General features: G+C 66.4%; 17 protein-coding genes. 8 read left to right on the forward strand and 9 right to left on the reverse strand.

Annotated elements, in window-relative coordinates; genetic code table 11:
* Positions 1–2: 2 nt before the first annotated feature.
* Positions 3–914 carry a proline iminopeptidase-family hydrolase gene (locus ABIB49_RS09460; RefSeq protein WP_282358733.1) on the reverse strand — a complete coding sequence of 304 codons (912 nt, stop codon included), beginning with the start codon at positions 912–914 and terminating at the stop codon, positions 3–5.
* A gap of 89 nt (positions 915–1,003) precedes the next feature.
* On the opposite strand from ABIB49_RS09460, the gene ABIB49_RS09465 reads away from it, so the two are divergent.
* Complete coding sequence (locus ABIB49_RS09465; protein WP_226775442.1) at positions 1,004–1,774, forward strand: FadR/GntR family transcriptional regulator; 771 nt, start codon at positions 1,004–1,006, stop codon at positions 1,772–1,774.
* Between the two features lie 50 nt (positions 1,775–1,824).
* Here the strand turns inward: ABIB49_RS09465 and ABIB49_RS09470 are convergent, their stop codons facing one another.
* The 4 genes from ABIB49_RS09470 to ABIB49_RS09485 all read right to left on the reverse strand — a co-directional run bounded on the left by ABIB49_RS09470 (position 1,825) and on the right by ABIB49_RS09485 (position 6,213).
* Positions 1,825–2,034 (reverse strand): hypothetical protein, encoded by a 210-nt coding sequence (locus tag ABIB49_RS09470; RefSeq protein WP_226775443.1) that lies wholly within the window; start codon positions 2,032–2,034, stop codon positions 1,825–1,827.
* Between the two features lie 108 nt (positions 2,035–2,142).
* Entirely contained in the window at positions 2,143–3,270 is a 1,128-nt protein-coding gene (locus tag ABIB49_RS09475; RefSeq protein WP_282358730.1) for a cyclase family protein, read from the reverse strand.
* Positions 3,271–3,287: 17 nt separating this feature from the next.
* Positions 3,288–4,961 carry a purine-cytosine permease family protein gene (locus ABIB49_RS09480; RefSeq protein WP_282358729.1) on the reverse strand — a complete coding sequence of 558 codons (1,674 nt, stop codon included), beginning with the start codon at positions 4,959–4,961 and terminating at the stop codon, positions 3,288–3,290.
* 163 nt (positions 4,962–5,124) lie between these two features.
* A complete protein-coding gene (locus ABIB49_RS09485; RefSeq protein WP_282358728.1) occupies positions 5,125–6,213 on the reverse strand; it encodes a DNA alkylation repair protein in 1,089 nt (362 codons plus the stop codon).
* 130 nt (positions 6,214–6,343) lie between these two features.
* Here ABIB49_RS09485 and ABIB49_RS09490 point away from each other — a divergent pair, with 130 nt between their 5' ends.
* Both ABIB49_RS09490 and ABIB49_RS09495 read left to right on the forward strand, forming a co-directional pair.
* Positions 6,344–7,126 carry a phosphatase PAP2 family protein gene (locus tag ABIB49_RS09490; RefSeq protein WP_282358726.1) on the forward strand — a complete coding sequence of 261 codons (783 nt, stop codon included), beginning with the start codon at positions 6,344–6,346 and terminating at the stop codon, positions 7,124–7,126.
* Positions 7,127–7,237: 111 nt separating this feature from the next.
* A complete protein-coding gene (locus ABIB49_RS09495; protein ID WP_282358724.1) occupies positions 7,238–8,722 on the forward strand; it encodes a glycoside hydrolase family 1 protein in 1,485 nt (494 codons plus the stop codon).
* Here ABIB49_RS09495 and ABIB49_RS09500 read toward each other — a convergent pair.
* Positions 8,719–9,687 (reverse strand): App1 family protein phosphatidate phosphatase, encoded by a 969-nt coding sequence (locus ABIB49_RS09500; RefSeq protein ID WP_282358722.1) that lies wholly within the window; start codon positions 9,685–9,687, stop codon positions 8,719–8,721. The two genes, ABIB49_RS09495 and ABIB49_RS09500, sit on opposite strands and share 4 nt — an antisense overlap.
* Before the next feature lie 262 nt (positions 9,688–9,949).
* On the opposite strand from ABIB49_RS09500, the gene ABIB49_RS09505 reads away from it, so the two are divergent.
* The 5 genes from ABIB49_RS09505 to ABIB49_RS09525 all read left to right on the forward strand — a co-directional run bounded on the left by ABIB49_RS09505 (position 9,950) and on the right by ABIB49_RS09525 (position 14,119).
* Positions 9,950–11,755, forward strand: a complete 1,806-nt coding sequence (locus tag ABIB49_RS09505; RefSeq protein WP_282358720.1) for a glycoside hydrolase family 15 protein — start codon at positions 9,950–9,952, stop codon at positions 11,753–11,755.
* A gap of 112 nt (positions 11,756–11,867) precedes the next feature.
* The gene (locus ABIB49_RS09510) at positions 11,868–12,176 is read left to right on the forward strand and encodes a YegP family protein (RefSeq protein WP_226775450.1); all 309 of its coding nucleotides are present in this window, start codon (positions 11,868–11,870) and stop codon (positions 12,174–12,176) included.
* Positions 12,177–12,261: 85 nt separating this feature from the next.
* Complete coding sequence (locus tag ABIB49_RS09515; RefSeq protein WP_282359038.1) at positions 12,262–12,930, forward strand: HAD family hydrolase; 669 nt, start codon at positions 12,262–12,264, stop codon at positions 12,928–12,930.
* Between the two features lie 36 nt (positions 12,931–12,966).
* Positions 12,967–13,293 carry a hypothetical protein gene (locus ABIB49_RS09520; RefSeq protein WP_282358719.1) on the forward strand — a complete coding sequence of 109 codons (327 nt, stop codon included), beginning with the start codon at positions 12,967–12,969 and terminating at the stop codon, positions 13,291–13,293.
* A gap of 64 nt (positions 13,294–13,357) precedes the next feature.
* A complete protein-coding gene (locus tag ABIB49_RS09525; RefSeq protein WP_253031990.1) occupies positions 13,358–14,119 on the forward strand; it encodes an SDR family oxidoreductase in 762 nt (253 codons plus the stop codon).
* A gap of 20 nt (positions 14,120–14,139) precedes the next feature.
* Here ABIB49_RS09525 and ABIB49_RS09530 read toward each other — a convergent pair whose 3' ends face one another.
* The 3 genes from ABIB49_RS09530 to ABIB49_RS09540 are packed head-to-tail and all read right to left on the reverse strand — an operon-like array spanning position 14,140 to position 17,255.
* The gene (locus ABIB49_RS09530) at positions 14,140–14,547 is read right to left on the reverse strand and encodes a sterol carrier family protein (protein ID WP_226775453.1); all 408 of its coding nucleotides are present in this window, start codon (positions 14,545–14,547) and stop codon (positions 14,140–14,142) included.
* 2 nt (positions 14,548–14,549) lie between these two features.
* The gene (locus tag ABIB49_RS09535; protein WP_226775454.1) at positions 14,550–15,566 is read right to left on the reverse strand and encodes an asparaginase; all 1,017 of its coding nucleotides are present in this window, start codon (positions 15,564–15,566) and stop codon (positions 14,550–14,552) included.
* A 36-nt stretch (positions 15,567–15,602) separates the two neighbouring features.
* On the reverse strand, positions 15,603–17,255 hold the full coding sequence (locus tag ABIB49_RS09540) for a molybdopterin-dependent oxidoreductase (RefSeq protein WP_282358718.1): 1,653 nt from the start codon (positions 17,253–17,255) through the stop codon (positions 15,603–15,605).
* Between the last annotated feature and the right edge of the window lie 170 nt (positions 17,256–17,425).

A 17,425-nucleotide genomic window follows, 5' to 3' on the forward strand; every position in this document is an offset into this window, starting at 1 on the left:
TGCTAGGAGTGGCGTGGCTGATCATGGCGGGCCAGGTGGGCGGCGATTACTCGCTGGAATTCCTCGGGTTGTTCCAGATGGGTGCAGTGGCTTGCCCCGGGGAAGACGTGGCTGTCCACCTTCGGAATATTGGTGATGAATGGGGCCCATGTGGCAGGGGTTGCTTCGTCGAATTCACCGGCGACAATCAGCGTTGGGGCCCTCACAAGGTGCAACCGGTCGATGACGCTCCAGTCGCGGAGCGTTCCGATGACGTGGAACTCATTGGGGCCGTTCATGGTGTGGTAGACCGTCGGTTCGGCTTCCATTTGAGCCACGCTGTGCTCAAAATCGGCGGGAAGCGGCGAGATGCGGCAGACGTGGCGCTCGTAGAAGGCCATGGTCGCCGCCGAATATTCCGGGGAAGTCAACGTGCCCGCCTTCTCGTGGAGAGCCAGCGCATCCCGGACCTCGCGGGGCAGGTCCTTCCTGAGCTCCGCGGCGGCCTTCGCCCATAGCTCCATCGAAGCCGGCGAATTGCAGATGGAAAGACTTGCCAGGCCCGAGGGCTGCCGCACCGCGATTTCGGCACCCAGCATGCCGCCCCAGGACTGCCCCAACAGGTGGAAGCTGCCGATGCGGAAGTACTCCAGCAGGTTGTGGAACTCGTCAACAAAGAGTTCCGGTACCCAAAAACCGTCGTGCGCATCTGGTAGGTGCGAACTGTTTCCGCAGCCGAGCTGGTCGTAGAGGATGACTGTGCGCCCGGTGGCCGTTAACGCCTCAAGGTTCTTGAGGTAGTTGTGCGCCATGCCCGGTCCGCCGTGAAGCACGATGAGCGGAAGCGCGCCGGGTACGGGAAGATCAGGGGCGAAGACTGCTGTCCAGGTCTCCCATTGGCCGAAGGGAACCCGGTGGGTTGTGAGGCTTGTCACGTGCGATCCTTTGGTCGGGCGTGAGCATTATCCTTGCGCATAAATGGTCTAATTCCAAGACCTTTTAGAAATATGTATAGGTTTGTCCCATGGCCAAGAGCAAAGATGACGGTCCCGAAAGGACGCTGGACACACCTCTGGCCGCGTCGTCCCGGGCGGATGAAATTACCGACCGGCTCATCACGGCGATCGCCGTCGGGGAGTATCTGCCGGGCGCGCGCCTGCCGTCAGAACGCGACCTCGCGGAGTCGCTCCACGTTGGAAGAATGACGGTCCGGACCGCAATCGGACGACTCGTTGACCAGGGCCTGCTCGCCACCCAACGCGGCCGCGCAGGGGGATCCTTTGTTCGGGAACAGTGGACTGATGCGTCGAACGCGTCAGTACAAAGGACACTCACCTCTCGCTGGGAATCGCTGCGTGACACGTGCGAAGCCATGGTCCAGCTCCACGGAGCGATCGCCCGGGCCGCGGCTGAAAACAGAAATGCGGCTGATGCGGCGGTCCTGCGCGAACGACTTGACGCTTACCGTGCCGCCGAGTCGGGCCGCGCCTCGCAAAAGGCGGACGCTCGGCTCCATCTGGCTATAGCGGAGGCCTCCCACAACCTGACGCTGACCCGCATCCTCCTGGAACTTGAGGCCCAGATCGGGCTCGGCGCACCAGCCCACCTTTGGGGTTTCCCCGAGGGAATGCAGGAAATGGAGCTCCGGGCGCTAGCCGATCATGAGCGGCTGGTGGAGGCCATCTGCGGGCAGCGCCCGGCAGAGGCAGCGACCATCGGCGTGATGCACGCGCGGATCGATATTGAACTGCTGGAGGCGGCGCTGACGAGGGCCGGAGCTGAGGCGGGAAGCTGAGCGTCGGGTTGCCGTCCGCAACTGGAGCGGACGGCAACCCTGCGCCAGGACTAGTGAATGATTTCCCGGGTCATGCCGAAAGGGACCAGGTCGGACAGCTCCGCCGTGTAGTGGCCGGGCTTGTGCCGGGTGATCAGGATGCCCTGGGTCCCGGTGGCCATCGCGATCTGCTGGAGTCCGAGGACGGCGGCGTTAAGGCGCTCGTCCAGGATGTGGCGGTTCTCGACCTGGATCTCAATGGAGTCGGTGGTGGTGATCATTGCACTGTCTTTCGTGTGTACTTCTCGTTGGCCCCAATGATTGAAAGGACAGTAACGTCATACTTGTGGGCGCGTCAAATCCCCGCGCGCCGGTGTTGGTACCCGTGATCACGCGGGGAACAGTGAAAGGTGCTCGTGGACACAGTGGATGCTGCCGTCCTCTGAGCGGTGGAAAACGATGGTTTCCCGTTCGTCGCTGGCAAAGCGTCCTCCCGTGTGATCGGTCTGGACGGTAGTGGCCACGCGATGCGAAAACACTGCTGTGGCTCCCAGCAGCTGAATGTTCTGCTCGGTGCTGCGGCACTCCAATACCCGCCAGCCGGATTCGAGCCAACTGTGCCAGAGGTCCCGGTAGGCGGACCGGGAGGAAGGACTTTCCGCTTCCGGGTGGAAGATGAAGGTCGCGTCGGCGCTGAAGGCGGCGAAGTAGGCGTCGGTGTCGCAGGCTGCAAACGCTGCGACAAGGCGATCCGCTGCGTCCTGGACCTCCGTGCGGCTGAGGTCCCGGCCGCCGGGCAGCTGCGGCGCCGGTGGCGCGGCAGCCAGCGGCCGTGCCACGGCGCGGATCGGGGCGCCGTCCGCGCCGGGAATGCTGAGCGGAAAGAGGAAGACCTCGACGGCGGCGCCGGCCTCGAGGGTGCTCTGGACCTGTTCGAGCCCGGTGAGGTTTTCCACAATGATGCAGCCGTTCCCGGCCAGGATGTTGTGGGCCGGAAACCCGTGGTCGGCTGCCCCAGTATCGTGGCCGGCGTTCGGGGTGCGATCCACGCTCAGGGCATCGAGGCCCACTGCCCGATAGCCGCGGTCGATGATCAGCTGCGCCGCGGCGGCGTCCAGCCAGGGGTGCTCCAGGTACTCTGCAGTTCCCCAGGCCCCGGCGAACCCGGTCCGCAGCAGCAGGATCCGTTGCGGACCGCCGTCGTCGGGTTCGCCGTCGCCCGGTTCGTCGTTGTTCGCCGGGGCGATCCCCGCGAGGTGCGCCGCGGTAATGGGTGCGCCGCGATCCACACCGCGGAGATCCACCAGTTCAGCGGCGCCGCTGAAGAGGCCCAGCGGCAGCTCGTCCAGGGCTTCCCACTCGTCACTGACGTGCCGGGGTGCATCTGCGTGGGTTCCGGAGTGGGTTCCGATGGCGAGCGAGAGGACATTTGCGCCGTCTGCGTCAACGGTCAGCGCACTTTCAATCCGGACGTCAGGGTCGCCCGGGTAGACGGGCATCCCGGTGCGCAGGGGCACGCTAAGATCCATCCAGGTCATGACCCGGCCACCAGTTCCGGCTCACGGCCACTGCGCTGGTGCGGCACGGTTGCATCGATGTCGCCAGCGCCGCCGGTACCGTTGGCACCGTCGTCGAAAGCGGCCGGAACGATGTTCCCGTCTGCGTCCAGCACCGGCCGGACCGCGGTGTCCTTCGAGGGGATCCAGCGGGGCCCGGCGGCCGGGAACACCTCGCGCGGTTCCGGGAAGATCCACAGCATGCCGAGGTAGAGGACGGCGGCGAGCGCCAGCGATGCCGGCAGGCTGATGTCAACGCCGCCCGCCAGGTTGCCCAGCGGCCCCTGGAACTGGCCGGGCATGTTGACCATGCTCAGGCCGACCGCGGCGCTGACAAGCCAGGCACCCATGCCGCGTGGGTTCCACCCGTGGTTGAACCAATACCGGCCGCCGGTCTGGCGGCGGTTGAAGACCTGGAGGGCGTCTGCGTCGTACCAGCCGCGGCGGGTGATGAAGCCGATGATCATAACGACCATCCAGGGAGCGGTGCACGTGACGATCAGGGTGGCGAAGGTCGAGATGCTCTGGACCAGGTTGAAGGCGAAGCGGCCGACGAAGATGAAGACGATGGCCAGGACGCCGATGAACAGGGTGGCCTGCACCCGGTTGAAGCGCGGGAAGACGCTGCTGAAGTCCAGGCCGGTTCCGTAGAGGGAGGTCGCGCCGGTGGACATGCCGCCGATGAGGGCGATGGCGCAGAGCGGCACAAAGTACCAGGCCGGGGAGACTGCCAGCAGTCCGCCGACGTAATTCGGAGCCGCCGGGTCCATGAACTCCGGTGCCTTGGCGGCAATGATGGAGGCTGTCGCGAGCCCGAAGACAAACGGCACCAGGGTGGCCAGCTGCGCGAGGAGCGCGGCCCCCATCACCCGGCGTTTGGGTGTGTCGGTGGGGATGTAACGTGCCCAGTCTCCCAGGAAGGCACCGAAGGAGATCGGGTTGGACATCACGATCAGTGCTGCGCCGATGAAGGCGGGGATGAAGCCCGCGATGCCGACGCCGTCGAACCCGGTTCCGAAGGCGCCCTCGAAGTTCAGGTTGAGGTCGCCGGCGAAGGCGATGAAACCAACGACGAAGAGCAGCGTGGCCGCGGTGACGGCAATCTTGTTGACGAGCAACATGAACTTAAACCCATAGACGCAGACGGCGAGCACCAGCACACCGAAGACCCCGTACGCGACGGCGAAGGAACCCATCTCCTGCGGGAGGCCAACCAGTCGGTTCAAGCCGCCCACCAGGGCATCGCCGGAACTCCAGACGGAGATCGAAAAGAATGCCATGGCTGTCAGGAGTGAGAGGAATGATCCAACCACCCGGCCGTGAACCCCCAGATGGGCGGAGGAGGACACAGCGTTGTTGGTTCCGTTGGTAGGCCCGAAGACAGCCATCGGCGCCAGCAGGAGGGCACCGACCACCAGCCCCGTGACTGTTGCGGCGAGGCCCTGCCAGAAGGAGAGTCCAAACAGAATGGGGAACGCACCCAGGAACGCTGTCGCGAAGGTGTTGGCACCGCCGAACGACACCCTGAACAGGTCAAGGGGGCTTGCGTTGCGGTCCTTCTCCGGAATCCGCTCAATGCCGTAGGTTTCCACTTCGGTGACTTTGCCCCGGGTTTGTCTCCTGCGGGCGGCGGTGTGCTGTGCCTCGGACATGGTGTTCTCCATCCAGCGTAAATTCCTGCGTGAGTTGCTCAATAAGCATCACAAGTTGCTGATTAAGCTACAAGTGATGATTAAACTACAGTGTGAAGCGGCTCACAGCAAGGACCGGCCGGCATCTGTCGAAAACCTGCGGCTGGCGCAGGCGGCCGTGCTGCTACGCCAGCAGAGTGAATCCGGCCGACGGAAAGCGGACCCCGTTCACCTGCAGCTGCAGTAAGTGGTCCCCGGAATGGTGGACCCTGGTGGTCATCTGGCGGAAGGCGTGACGCTTTGAGAAGGTCCGGGACTCGCCTGGCCCGAGGACGGCAGTTCCGAGCTTAAAGACTTTCCCGGCGAGGGATCCATTGGCCTTGGCGTAGTGCACCACGTAATCGACGGCGAGCCGGGCTTCCGCGGTCCCGGTGTTGGCGAGCTCGAAGGAAAAGCCGAGTTCGCCGGGAAGTTCGACGACGGTGCGGTCCAGGCGCAGCGGTGTCACCGCGAGCGAGGCAGGCGCAAACCCCAACAGCTCGAGCGCCCCGGGATGGGCCTTCTTCACGAGGGTTCGCAGTCCATGGCGGACCACCCTGGAGGTGTCCGCGTCGGGTGCGGCCATCCATCGGCGGGCGGTGGCAACTACCTCCTCGGGGGCGTGCCGGGCCAGATCGTTCAGGTGGTTGGCTACCGAGCGACGGACGTCCTCGACCGGGTCCCGGTAGAGGGATTCGAGGATTGGCAAGGTGGCGGCGGGGTGCTCGATGATCGCCGGAACGCGCACTGCCCAGGGCAGGTAGGCCCGGGTGCCTTCGGTGGCGAGGCGTCGGACGTGCCAATCCGGGTGCGAGGTCCAGGTCTGAATGACGGGCAGTGCCCGCTCCAGGTCGGCGGCAAGAAGCCGCCGGATCGCGAATTCGCTGCTGAGCCGCGGAGTCAGCTCGGCAAGCAGGGCCAGGCAGTCCGCGAAATCGCCCGGGCCCGTCCTGGCCAGGGCGAGGGTGGCCGCTGTCTCGCCCACGGGCCAGATCATCCAGCCGGTGAAGTCCGGCTCAGCGAGTGCCCGGCGGAAGATGGCCGCCGTTGCCTGGTAGCCGCCGGGCAGGTCGGTGAGCAGCGCGCGGCTGAGGTGATCGGTGCGTTCGCGCAGGCTCAGTTCGTCGAGGTGCCCGGCTGCTTCGGCCAGGCGGGGGAGGCGGATGGCCGGGCCGGCCGCGGCGAGGATGCGCTCCAGCGAGCCGACCACGCTGTTGTTGATTAGTTCATTCATGGCGCCCATCGTTTTAGGCTACCGGCGACCGGGCCGGCGGGTCCGCAGCGCAGTTAAACGGAGGAGAACCCGGAGTCGGGATATTCTGCACGGACGGAATGTCCACGAACAGTGCAGGGCGGATGCAGGAATGTCAAAGGAAATCACGGGAAAGTCGCCCGGACGGTGGCGGGTCTTCCACGACAAATTTGTGGTCGAAGAACGCTACCTGAGCGTGCAGGACCGACGAAGCCTCTATCGGACCGCCGTCGGCCTCGTAGTGTGTGGCGCCGTGCTGTTCGCCGCAATCCTTGCCGGTGTCCTCCTTCATGGCGGCCTCACGGCGGGCGACGAACCTGTCCGGTCCGGGCTCGTGGCCCTCCGCTCCGAACCACTTACAACGATCATGATCATCCTCGCTGTCATCTTCGGCCCCGTTGCCCTGCCGGTCATCGTCCTGGTGGTGACGGTGGCCTGGGGGCTGTTCGCCAAGCACGCCTGGCGCCCGATGCTCCTTGCCGGCGCCATGCTCACCGGCGTGATCCTTGCCCAGATCATCGGGCGCATTGTCGAACGACAGCGCCCGCCCGTAGACCTGATGCTCTTCGGCGCCGACTTCACGTTTTCCTTCCCGTCCGGGCACGTTCTCGGCGCCTGCGACTTCCTCCTTGTCAGCACCTTTTTGATCTTCTCCCGCCGACCCGGCCGTGCAGGCGCCGGATGGGGCTTTATCCTGGCCGGCGTCGGGATCTTCTTTGCCGCGATCAGCAGGCTCTATCTGGGCTATCACTGGTTGACTGACGCGCTGGCCTCGCTCTCCATCTCGTTGGTGGTCCTCGGCGGGGTGATCGCCCTGGACACCTGGCGCACTGCCCGCGTTCACGGGGAACCCGTCACCGGAACGCTTTCCAAAACCGACACCAGCCAGGGTTGACACCGGACCGCTGCCGCGTCGTCCGGGGCACTGAGCCGAAGCCCGTGGCGCGGCGATTCGGAGCGGCGTAAAATCAGTCAACTGCCTGAAACGACAAAGAGGAACCGGCCGATGAATGCTTCCGCCAAGGGCTTGGCCGCCCTGCTGCCGCCGCGCTTCACCCTCGGAGTGGCGACCGCGGCTTTCCAGATCGAAGGCGCACTGGATGAGGACGGTCGCGGCCCCTCGGGCTGGGACGTGTTCGCCGCCAAGCCCGGATCGATCGTGGAGGACCACAGCCCCGCGATAGCCTGCGACCACTACCACCGGATGCCGGAAGACGTGGCCCTGATGAAGGAGCTCGGGATCGATTCATATCGGTTCTCCTTGTCCTGGTCACGCGTCCAGCCCGGCGGAAGTGGCCCGGTCAACCCGGCAGGCCTCGCCTTCTACGACCGGTTGATTGACCTGCTGCTGGCCAATGGGATCGCACCGATGGCCACGCTGTATCACTGGGATACGCCGCTGGAGCTCGATGACGCCGGCGGCTGGATGAACCGCGACACGGCCTACCGGCTGGGAGACTTTGCCGCGATCGCGGCGGCCGCCTACGGGGACCGGGTGTCCCGTTGGGTAACCGTCAACGAGCCGGCCACCGTCAGTACCAACGGCTACATGCTCGGGCTGCACGCTCCCGGGGAAGCCCTGATGCTAAAGGCGCTGCCCAGCGTCCACCACCAGTTGTTGGGCCATGGCTTGGCGCTCCAGGCACTCCGGGCAGCCAAGGTGCCGGGCGAGATCGGGATCACGAACGTCTATTCGCCGATGGTGCCTGCATCTATCAACCCGCTGGACAAGATCGGCGCCGGGCTGATGGACATGGCCCAGAACCGGCTCTACGCGGACCCCGTGCTGCTGGGCAAGTACCCCGACGCCGTCCGGACCGCCGCATTCTTCTCCTCCTTCGACCCGTCCAGCGAAGACATGGCATTGATCTCGCAGCCGCTGGACTTTTACGGGCTCAACTACTACATGCCCACCCGGGTGGCAGCCGGACCGGGCGATGGCGCAGTGCCCAAGGGAATGGCGGAGGCGATGGGGGATGACCTGGGCGGCTCGGCGTCCGGCTCCCCGTTCCACATCACATCGTTCCCGGACACCGAGACCACCGCCTACGGGTGGCCCATCAAACCGGAATACATGGGAGTCGCGCTCGCGGAAATGGCCAGGCGATACCCCGACCTTCCGCCGGTCTACATCACCGAGGGCGGGGCAAGCTTTGAAGACCTCGAAATCCGGGACCCGGAGGGACGGCTCGTCATCCCGGACGAACGCCGCGTGCGCTACCTGGCGGACCACATTGCAGCTGCCATTGAGGCGACGTCTCCTGGCGGTGCGGCGGAGTCGATCGACCTGCGTGGGTACTACGTGTGGTCGCTGATGGACAACTTCGAATGGTCCGGCGGGTTTAAGCAGCAGTTCGGGCTGCTGCACGTGGACAGCGGGACCCAGACGCGCACAAAGAAGGCATCGTACTACTGGCTCCAGGAAGTGCTCTCGGCCCGGAACAGGGCCGCCAGCCCGGTGGTTCCCGGCGCGGAGGCAGTGCCGGCTTAGAGAATGCCCAGGTCCTGCAGGCCCTTCGCCATGCCGGCACCGTCAGGGGAGTAGATCCACGGAACCTTGGAACCGGTATGGTCCCCGGTGTTCGAATGGCCGCCGGCGAAGACGGCCTCGCTGGCGGAGAGCTGGCGGACGCCGATGGCGGCCACACACTCGCCGTGCTGCCGGGCGAAGTGCGAATAGATCGCTTCGTCGTGCTGCCCGTTGTCGCCGAAGAGCAACCAGCGCAGGTTCGGAAATTCCTGGGCCAGCTGTTCAAGGTTGCGGCGTTTGTGCTCGGGGCCGCTGCGGAACCATCGGTCGTGGGTGAGGCCCCAGTCCGTGAGCAGCAGGGCACCGGAAGGGTACATGTTCCTGGTGATGAACCGCGCCAGCGTGGGGGCCGCGTTCCATGGCCCGGTAGAGAGGTAAATCACCGGAGCGTCCGGGTGCTCCAACGTGAGCCTATCCATCAGCACCGCCATGCCCGGTGTCGCCATCCGGGCGCGTTCATTGAGCACAAAGGTGTTCCAAAGCGCGAGGAACGGCCGGGGGAGCGCGGTGACCATAATGGTGTCATCGATGTCGGATACGATTCCAAGCTTGGTATCCGGGGAAATGACGAAGATCTTCGCTGTGGCCGGCTCGGTCCCTTCGGCGCGCAGCACGGCAGTGTGCCACCCCGGGGCCAACTCCACCTGCACCACGGTATCCACCAGCCCGCCGCGATCCGCCTGCACGCGGGCAGTCACCCCGCCGATCTCGATCTCCACCGTGGAATACTGCACCGGCACGGAGGTAAACGCCCGCCAGCCGCGGATGTTCTGGTTTCCGTTCCGGGCAGCCTGTGCCGCCCGGCTCCCGGGGTTGAGCGTGCTGGTCAGGACCACCCGGCCGAGCACCCGGACCCAGCTCGTCGACCCGTAGCCTTGGTAGGCGACCGTCTTGGGGGCAAAATTCCAGCGCCGGGCAGTCTTCAATCGCAGACTGTTGAAAGTGTCTGAGACCGTGTGCGCCAAGCGAAAAACCCTGGTGCCGGAGACCTGTTGCCGCCCGGAGGTGTGGTGTGAGGCCAATTCCATGCCTCAACCCTCTCACAGGGGCCCGATTCGCCGGGGGTGGAAGCGCCGCGGTCTCATCGACGGTCAGCAAATGGTCCAGCAGCCCGGCGCTTTGCACGGAGCGCGCGGCGGTCGCCGAGTTCGGTGGTCCAAGCCAAACCAGTGTGGCACTGTAGGTCCCATGGCTCGCATAGAGGACTACGCACTTGTTGGCGATCTCCACACCGGAGCCCTGATCAGTACCGAGGGTTCCATTGACTGGCTCTGCCTGCCGCGCTTCGACTCGCCGGCCTGCTTCAGCGCGCTGCTGGACTCGCCCGAGGCGGGGCGCTGGCTGCTGGCCCCGGAGGGTGGCGGTGAATGCACCCGAAGGAGCTACCGCGAGGGCACCCTCGTCCTGGAAACAGAGTGGGTGACGCCGACCGGGACGGCGAAGGTCATCGACTTTATGCCGCCCCGCGACGGGGCGGCGGACATTGTGCGCATTGTTGTGGGCGTCACCGGCACCGTCCGGATGCGCGGCGAGCTGGTGCTGCGCTTCGACTACGGCCACATCGTCCCGTGGGTCCGGCGCGACGAGCGTGGGATCAGCGCCGTCGCCGGCCCCGATGCGGCTTACCTGGTGACCGAGGCGCCGCTGCGGGGCGAACGTATGCAGACCATCAGCGACTTTACCGTCCAGGCCGGGGAGAGGGTACCGTTCGTCCTGACCTGGACGCCGGGACACCTGGGGCGGCCCCGCGCGGTGGACCCGGAACAGGCGCTGGCCTCGACGGAGTCCTTCTGGCAGCGCTGGTCTGCCCGGTGCACGGTTACCGGACCCTACCGTGAAGTTGTGCAGCGCTCACTGATCACCCTGAAGGCGCTGACATATGCCCCCACGGGAGGAATTGTGGCGGCCGTGACCACTTCGCTGCCGGAGGAGCTCGGCGGCGAGCGAAACTGGGACTACCGCTATTGCTGGCTCCGTGATGCCACCCTGACCCTCCAGGCGTTGCTCGCGGCGGGGTATACGGACGAGGCAGCCGCCTGGCGCGAATGGCTGCTGCGGGCGGTGGCGGGAAGCCCGCAGGAACTCCAGATCATGTACGGCATCCACGGCGAGCGCCGGCTGCCCGAAACGGAGCTGCCGTGGTTGCGCGGGTATGAGGGCTCAGCGCCGGTCCGGACCGGAAACGGGGCGGCGGGACAGTTGCAGCTTGATGTCTGGGGCGAGGTGCTGGATGGCCTCTCCCTGACCCGCACCTCGCTGCTGGCCGGCACCGATGACTCCTGGGACGTGCAGCTCGCACTGATGGACCACCTCGAGAGTGTCTGGCGGGAGCCCGACAACGGACTCTGGGAGATGCGCGGGCCACGAAGGCATTTTACCCACTCCAAGGTGATGGCCTGGGTGGCGGCCGACCGGATGGTCAACGGCGTCCGGGAGTTCGGCCTGCCCGGACCCGCGGACCGCTGGGAGGAACTCCGGGACACCATCCATGCCGACGTGATGGCCAATGGCTTTGATGCTGGACGAAACACCTTTGTCCAGTCGTACGGACGGCCCGAGCTCGACGCGAGCCTGTTGCTCATCCCGCGCGTCGGGTTCCTGTCTCCGGATGACCCGCGCGTGATCGGGACAATTGATGCCATCCAGCGGGAGCTGACCCACGACGGTTTTGTGCGCCGCTACAAGCCGGAGGAATCCCGGGACGGGCTGCCCGGCGGGGAAGGGGTATTCCTCGCCTGTTCTTTCTGGCTGGTCGAGGCGCTTGTGGGGGCGGGTCGACACCACGAGGCGCGGGAACTGTTCGAACGCCTGTTGGCGCTGCGCAACGACGTCGGACTCCTGAGTGAGGAATGGAGCCTCGAGGACGGGCGGCAGTTGGGAAATACGCCGCAGGCGTTCAGCCACTTTGCCCTCGTGATGAGCGCCCTGATCCTGCAGGACGATGGCCTGCCGGCGGCGCCAGCCCGCATCCCGGCCAGTGATCCGGGCCGATGAGTTGGCCGTGCATGGCCCCCGGGTTGAGCCGGACAGCTTTTCATCCATCGCTTAGATAAGTACACTTACTATATATCCCGGCGTTGGGATAGAGGATTATTAGGAGAGTGCGATGGCTGGATATTTTGAGGTCGTGGACGCGCCTGACGGCGGCTACCGGATTCGAATGCTTGACGGCGCGGGCAGCCTGATGGCTGTTTCGGTCACTTTCCCCACGAAGAGGGCTGCCGTGGCGGGCATCGCTCAGGCCCGTGAAATCGCCGGCACAGGACTTATCCGGGACCGCAGTGCCGGGCGGCTGGCAGCGCAGGCCGTGCCATTTGGCAAGGTGCCCCGTAGGAGCGCGGGCGGCACCAGCCGCGGAACCGTGCTCTCCGGCGGATCGCTGGCTGCGGGAAAGCGAGCGCGGGCTCATCACTGAATCAGGTCCCGAAGCCAGCCGTGGCCAGGACGCCTCAGCTCCCCAGACTTCTGCCGCGCGCCGTGGCGCCGGCAAGGCCGCCGTACTGTTCGACGTCGACGGCACTTTAGTCGATTCCTCGTACCTCCACACCCTGTCCTGGTGGCAGGCTTTCCGGCAGGCAGGATACGAGGTGCCGATGGCGGACATCCATCGCCTGATCGGGATGGGTGGGGACAGGATCCTCGGCAAGCTCCTGCCGGCTGACCGGGACACCACCGAGGACGGCACCATCATGTCCTCCCATGCCGCAGTGTTTTCCACCTTTTGGCCCGCTTTGCGTCCGCTGGAGGGAGCGCGCGAGCTACTGGCGGCCTGCCACGACGGCGGCCTGGCCGTGGCGCTGGCATCCTCGGCCCGGGAGCGCGACCTCGAAGTACTGCGAACCACGATTGGTGCCGACGCCTTCATCGACGCCGCCACCAGCTCTGCAGACGCGAAGGAGAGCAAACCGGCCCCTGACATCCTCGTGGCCGCGCTCCGGGCCGTTGACGTGCTGGCCTCGGACGCCGTTTACGTGGGCGATGCGGTCTGGGATATTTACGCCGCCCGGGAACTCGGGATCCCGGCCATCGGGCTCACCTGCGGCGGCACCGGTGAAGCCGAACTCCGGGACGCCGGCGCCGTCGAAGTCCATTCAAGCCCCCGGGCACTGCTGGAAAATCTTGCCGGCAGTGCGATCGGTCAGCTGGCAGCCCGTACCAGGCGGAGCTAGCGGCAAAGACGGCCGGCGGCCGGTTACAGTATGTCCATGGATCCGACAGAGGGCACAGTCTCCGACCCGCGGCGCCGCTTCCGGCCGGCCCGGTTCGCCGCGCCGCTTGCGGGCCTGGCGCTGCTGACGGTAGGCCTGGTCTTGATCCTGCAGCCGGTGCAGCAGGAGAGTTTCGGCTGGTTCGCCTACGCCCCGCTGTCCCAGCAGACTTTCACCCCCCAGGCCCTGACGATCATGGACGCCGGGAAATGGGCGGGCCTCGCGCTGATCGGACTTGGCGTCGCCACGTTCGCGTTCTGGTTTGGCTACCGTGCCGGACAGCGCTCCGGCAGGAAGGACGCCGGCCGGCCCCTCACGCGGTGACACATGGCAGCAATGTTTGCCCGGATCACTGCCGTGAAACGCCAACCCGGCATACGCTGGACTGATGACACGACATCAGTTGCCCGGCCGGATCGCCATCGTCACCGGCGCCGGCTCGGGGATCGGGCGGGCCGTCGCCCGACTTATGCTCGCCGACGGGTACCGGGTGGTGCTGGCCGGACGCCGGGAAGCACAACTGCTTGAGACCGGGGCAGGTCATGCCCAGGCACTGACTGTTCCGTGCGATGTTACGGTGCCGGAGGACGTCGAACGGCTGTTCGCGGCCGCCCTTGGGCGCTGGGGACGGGTGGACGTGTTGTTCAACAACGCCGGCGTTTTCGGCCCTGCCGCATCCGTGGACGAGATCAGCATCGCGGACTGGGACGCCACCGTGGCAGTTAACCTGACCGGCTCCCTGTTGTGCGCCGCTGCCGCCGTCCGGGCCATGAAGGCACAGACGCCGCAGGGCGGCCGGATCATCAACAACGGCTCCATCGCCGCGCATTCGCCCCGGCCCCGGACGGTGGCGTACACGGTCACCAAACACGCCCTGACCGGGCTGACCAAAAGCATTGAATTGGATGGCCGTGGTTTTGGCATCACCTGCGGGCAGATCGACATCGGCAATACGGCCACGGAACTGATGGACACCATCGGAGTCGGCTCAGGAGCCGTCCAGGCCGACGGCAGCAGCCGTGTGGAGCCGACGTTCCCGGTCGACGACGCGGCGCGTGCAGTGCTGCTGATGGCCGGGATGCCGCCGTCCGCCAGCGTCGGATCCCTGGTGGTCACCGCCGCCGGGATGCCGTTCATCGGGCGCGGTTAGCAGCGAAAAAAGCGGCCCCCCTAGAGTGGCAGCAGTCCGGATAGGTCCGCACGGAGCCCTGACGCTGCCACCTGCCCGGCGGCGACGGCCTCTGCCCAGCTCAATTGCCCGCTGACCATCGCCAGCCAGGTGGCGGCGTCGCACTCGATAACGTTCGGCGGAGTACCTCGGGTATGCCGCGGGCCCGCCACGCACTGCGTGACACCGAACGGCGGAACCCGCACCTCCACGGAGTTTCCCGGTGCCCGCGCGGTGACCTCCTCCAGGCAGTAGCGGACCGCCGTTGCGAGGGTGCTGCGGGGGACGGGAGGGCCGGCGTCCTGGCCGGCGGGTGCGGAAACCTCCGGCGCCGGAGGGTTGGCTGCCTGCCACACGGCGAGGGCTGCGCGGCCCTCCTCGATGGCGATCCGGCGTCGGGCGACGGCCATGGCTAGTCCAGCAGCGCCGAGACGGCGTTGCCGAGGCGGATTTTGCCGACCGGGCGGCCGCCGCCGAGAACGGGGGAGACCACCTTGTCCAGGACGCTGGCCACTTCCGGCACGTCAACGGCGCCGGCGGCTGCGAGCAGGGTCAAGCCGACGAGCGTGGTGGCCCGGATGTTGCCGTCGAGGACCTTGAGGGCCACTGCGGCCCCGGTCGGGGTGGCCATCACCAGCACACCCTCAGCGCCGATCTTGGCGAGGATGCCCAGATCGTCCATAACGATCGTGTTCGGCTCGCCCGTGCCCTGCACCGCCCACGGATAATCAAGCATCGACGTGGCGATCGTGGCGGCGCGGGCGTTGGAGTTCTTGTCCCCGGGGGCCTTGGCCAGTTTGGAGAAGGCCCGGGCCAGCCCGGTCAGGGAGACGGCCGCCACCGGGGCGCCGCACCCGTCAATGCCGAGGTGGGCGATGCTTTCGCCGCAGTATTCCTCGATTACCGACCTGATGCTTTGCTGCAGCGGGTGATTTGGTTCAAGGTAGCTGTGCGTGTCCCAGCCGTTTTCGGTGCAGGCCCAAAGAAAAGCCGCGTGCTTTCCGGAGCAGTTGAACGCAAGTTTGGACATGCCCCGCCCGGAGCGGACCAGCCAGTTCCGGGCGTCCTCATCCTCGGGCCAGGCGGCCGGGCACTGGAGCTGCTCTTCGGTGACCCCCGCCGCCTTGAGCATGCCCTCGACGACGTCCATGTGATCCAGCGAGCCGACATGGCTGCCGCAGGCGATAGCTGCCTGCGCGCCGCGCAGCGGAACGCCGGACTGCATGGACGCGATGGCCTGCAACGGTTTGAGCGTGGACCTGGCGAAGATCGGAGTGGTGATGTCGCCCAGCTCGGTGACGATGGTGCCGTCACCGGCGATCAGCACGGCGGAACCGATGTGCCGGGACTCCACGAAGCCGCTGCGCTCAACGACGGCCAGTTCGACGGCGGACTCGACGGTAAACGTGGCATGCGAATTCAAGGGCATGGAGCAAGTCTAAGGTGCCCGGCGGGGATACCTGCGCTATTCCGCGGTCACCATCAGCGACTGCCAGCCAGACGCGCCGTCCGGAACCGGATCGGCACGTTTATCCGTCTGGACTTCGCCGGTGCCGTCGGTGGCGCGGGCCTTGATGTAGTGCGGCCCCGGTGTCGCTTCCCAATCCAGGGACCACTGCCGCCAGCTGATGAGTGAGGCCTCCCCGGCGAGGGTTGCCTCGATCCAGGGGCCGTTGTCTATCTGCACCTCAACCTTGGTGATGCCACGTGTCTGGGCCCAGGCGGTGCCGCCGATCGCGACTCGTCCGGCCGGTACCTTCGCAAAGGACTTCGGGACTTCCACCCGGGCCATGGTCTTGATGGGGCCCCGCTCGGACCAGCCGCGCTGGGTCCAGTACGCCTTGTTGTCCGCGAAACGGGTGACTTCCAGGTCCACCACCCATTTGGTGGCGGAGACAAAACCGTACAGCCCGGGGACGACCATCCGCACCGGGTAGCCGTGTTCCAGCGGCAGGGCTGTACCGTTCATGCCGATCGCCAGCATGGCGTCCCGGTCGTCCTGCAGGACCTCCAGCGGAGTCGAGGCGCTAAAGCCGTCGATTGAAGTGGAGAGCACCATGTCGGCACCCTCTTTGGGCCCGGCCATAGCGAGTGCATCCCGGATGGGCATGCCCAACCATTTGGCATTACCGGCCAGGTTCCCGCCCACCGGGTTGGAAACGCAGGTCAAAGTGACGTGCGATTCGATCAGCTTCGCGTCCAGCAGGTCCTGGAAGCTGAGCCTGATTTCCCGGTCCACGAGGCCATGGATGCGCAGCTCCCAGTCCTGGGCGTTGATTTCCGGCACACTCAGCGCCGTGTCGATGCGGTAAAAGTCCGTGTTCGGCGTCAGCCACGGCGTGACCCCGGCTGCCCTGGACTGGACGCCGGCGGGGACGGCGGCGGCGGGTTCCGCCGGGGCGGGGAGCTGGAGGGATTCGCGGGCCTTCGCCACGTTGCTGCGGGCCGAGCTGAGCAGGCGCCCGCCGGTCGCGGCGATGGCGGAGGCTGCGGCGGTTACCCCGGTCGCGGCGAAGAAAGCGCGGCGGCTGGTGGCGGGGCGTTCGGGTTCCTTGGCTGCGATGTCGGCCGCCCGGTCCGGCCACTGCTGCATCCGCCACAGCCGGGTCACGAGGATCCGGAGCGCGATGAGTCCTGCAACGGTGCCGATCAGGGCGGGAATCGCGTCGACCGGCCGCACCCCGGCCCGGGTCACGACGCTGGCGACGATGACCGCGCCCATCAGCAGAACGCCGGCGACGCCGAGTGCCCACCTGCGGTAGGCCACAACGCCCAGGACACAGGCGAGCACCAGGATGGAAACCGCCATACCGACGAATAGCGCGAGCTTGTCATTGGTGCCGAAGGTGGCGATCGCGAAATCCTTCATCCACGACGGCGTGAAGTCGATGAAAGTCGAGCCGAGTGCGATCAGCGGCGTCGCCCGCGCCGTGAAGAACGCGCCGATGAGTTCCGCTACGGACAGGACGACGGCGGCTGCAGCGACGCCGGCCAGCGCGGCCAGGCCGGTGGGGCCGGACAACGCCTTCGCCGGGGTGCGAACGACCGGCTGCTTCCGCCGGGCGTTCGCTGTGCCGGGTTCATCCGCGCGGAGTCTGTGCGTGCTGGGCTTGTCCATACCGGAAATTCGTAGCGGCCTCTGCACCGGATGGCCCGCCGTCCCAGGAGGGACATGTCCGCCGGGTAGGCGCGGGGATGGGCATGTTGGCATTATGTCCAGTGGGCACGGCCGGGGCTGGGCATGTGCTGCGGCGGTCACAGCTTAGGAGCCTGCACGGTCCACAACGT

The organism is Arthrobacter sp. UYCu512 (assembly GCF_040547075.1).
In the GTDB taxonomy this organism is placed as follows: domain Bacteria; phylum Actinomycetota; class Actinomycetes; order Actinomycetales; family Micrococcaceae; genus Arthrobacter.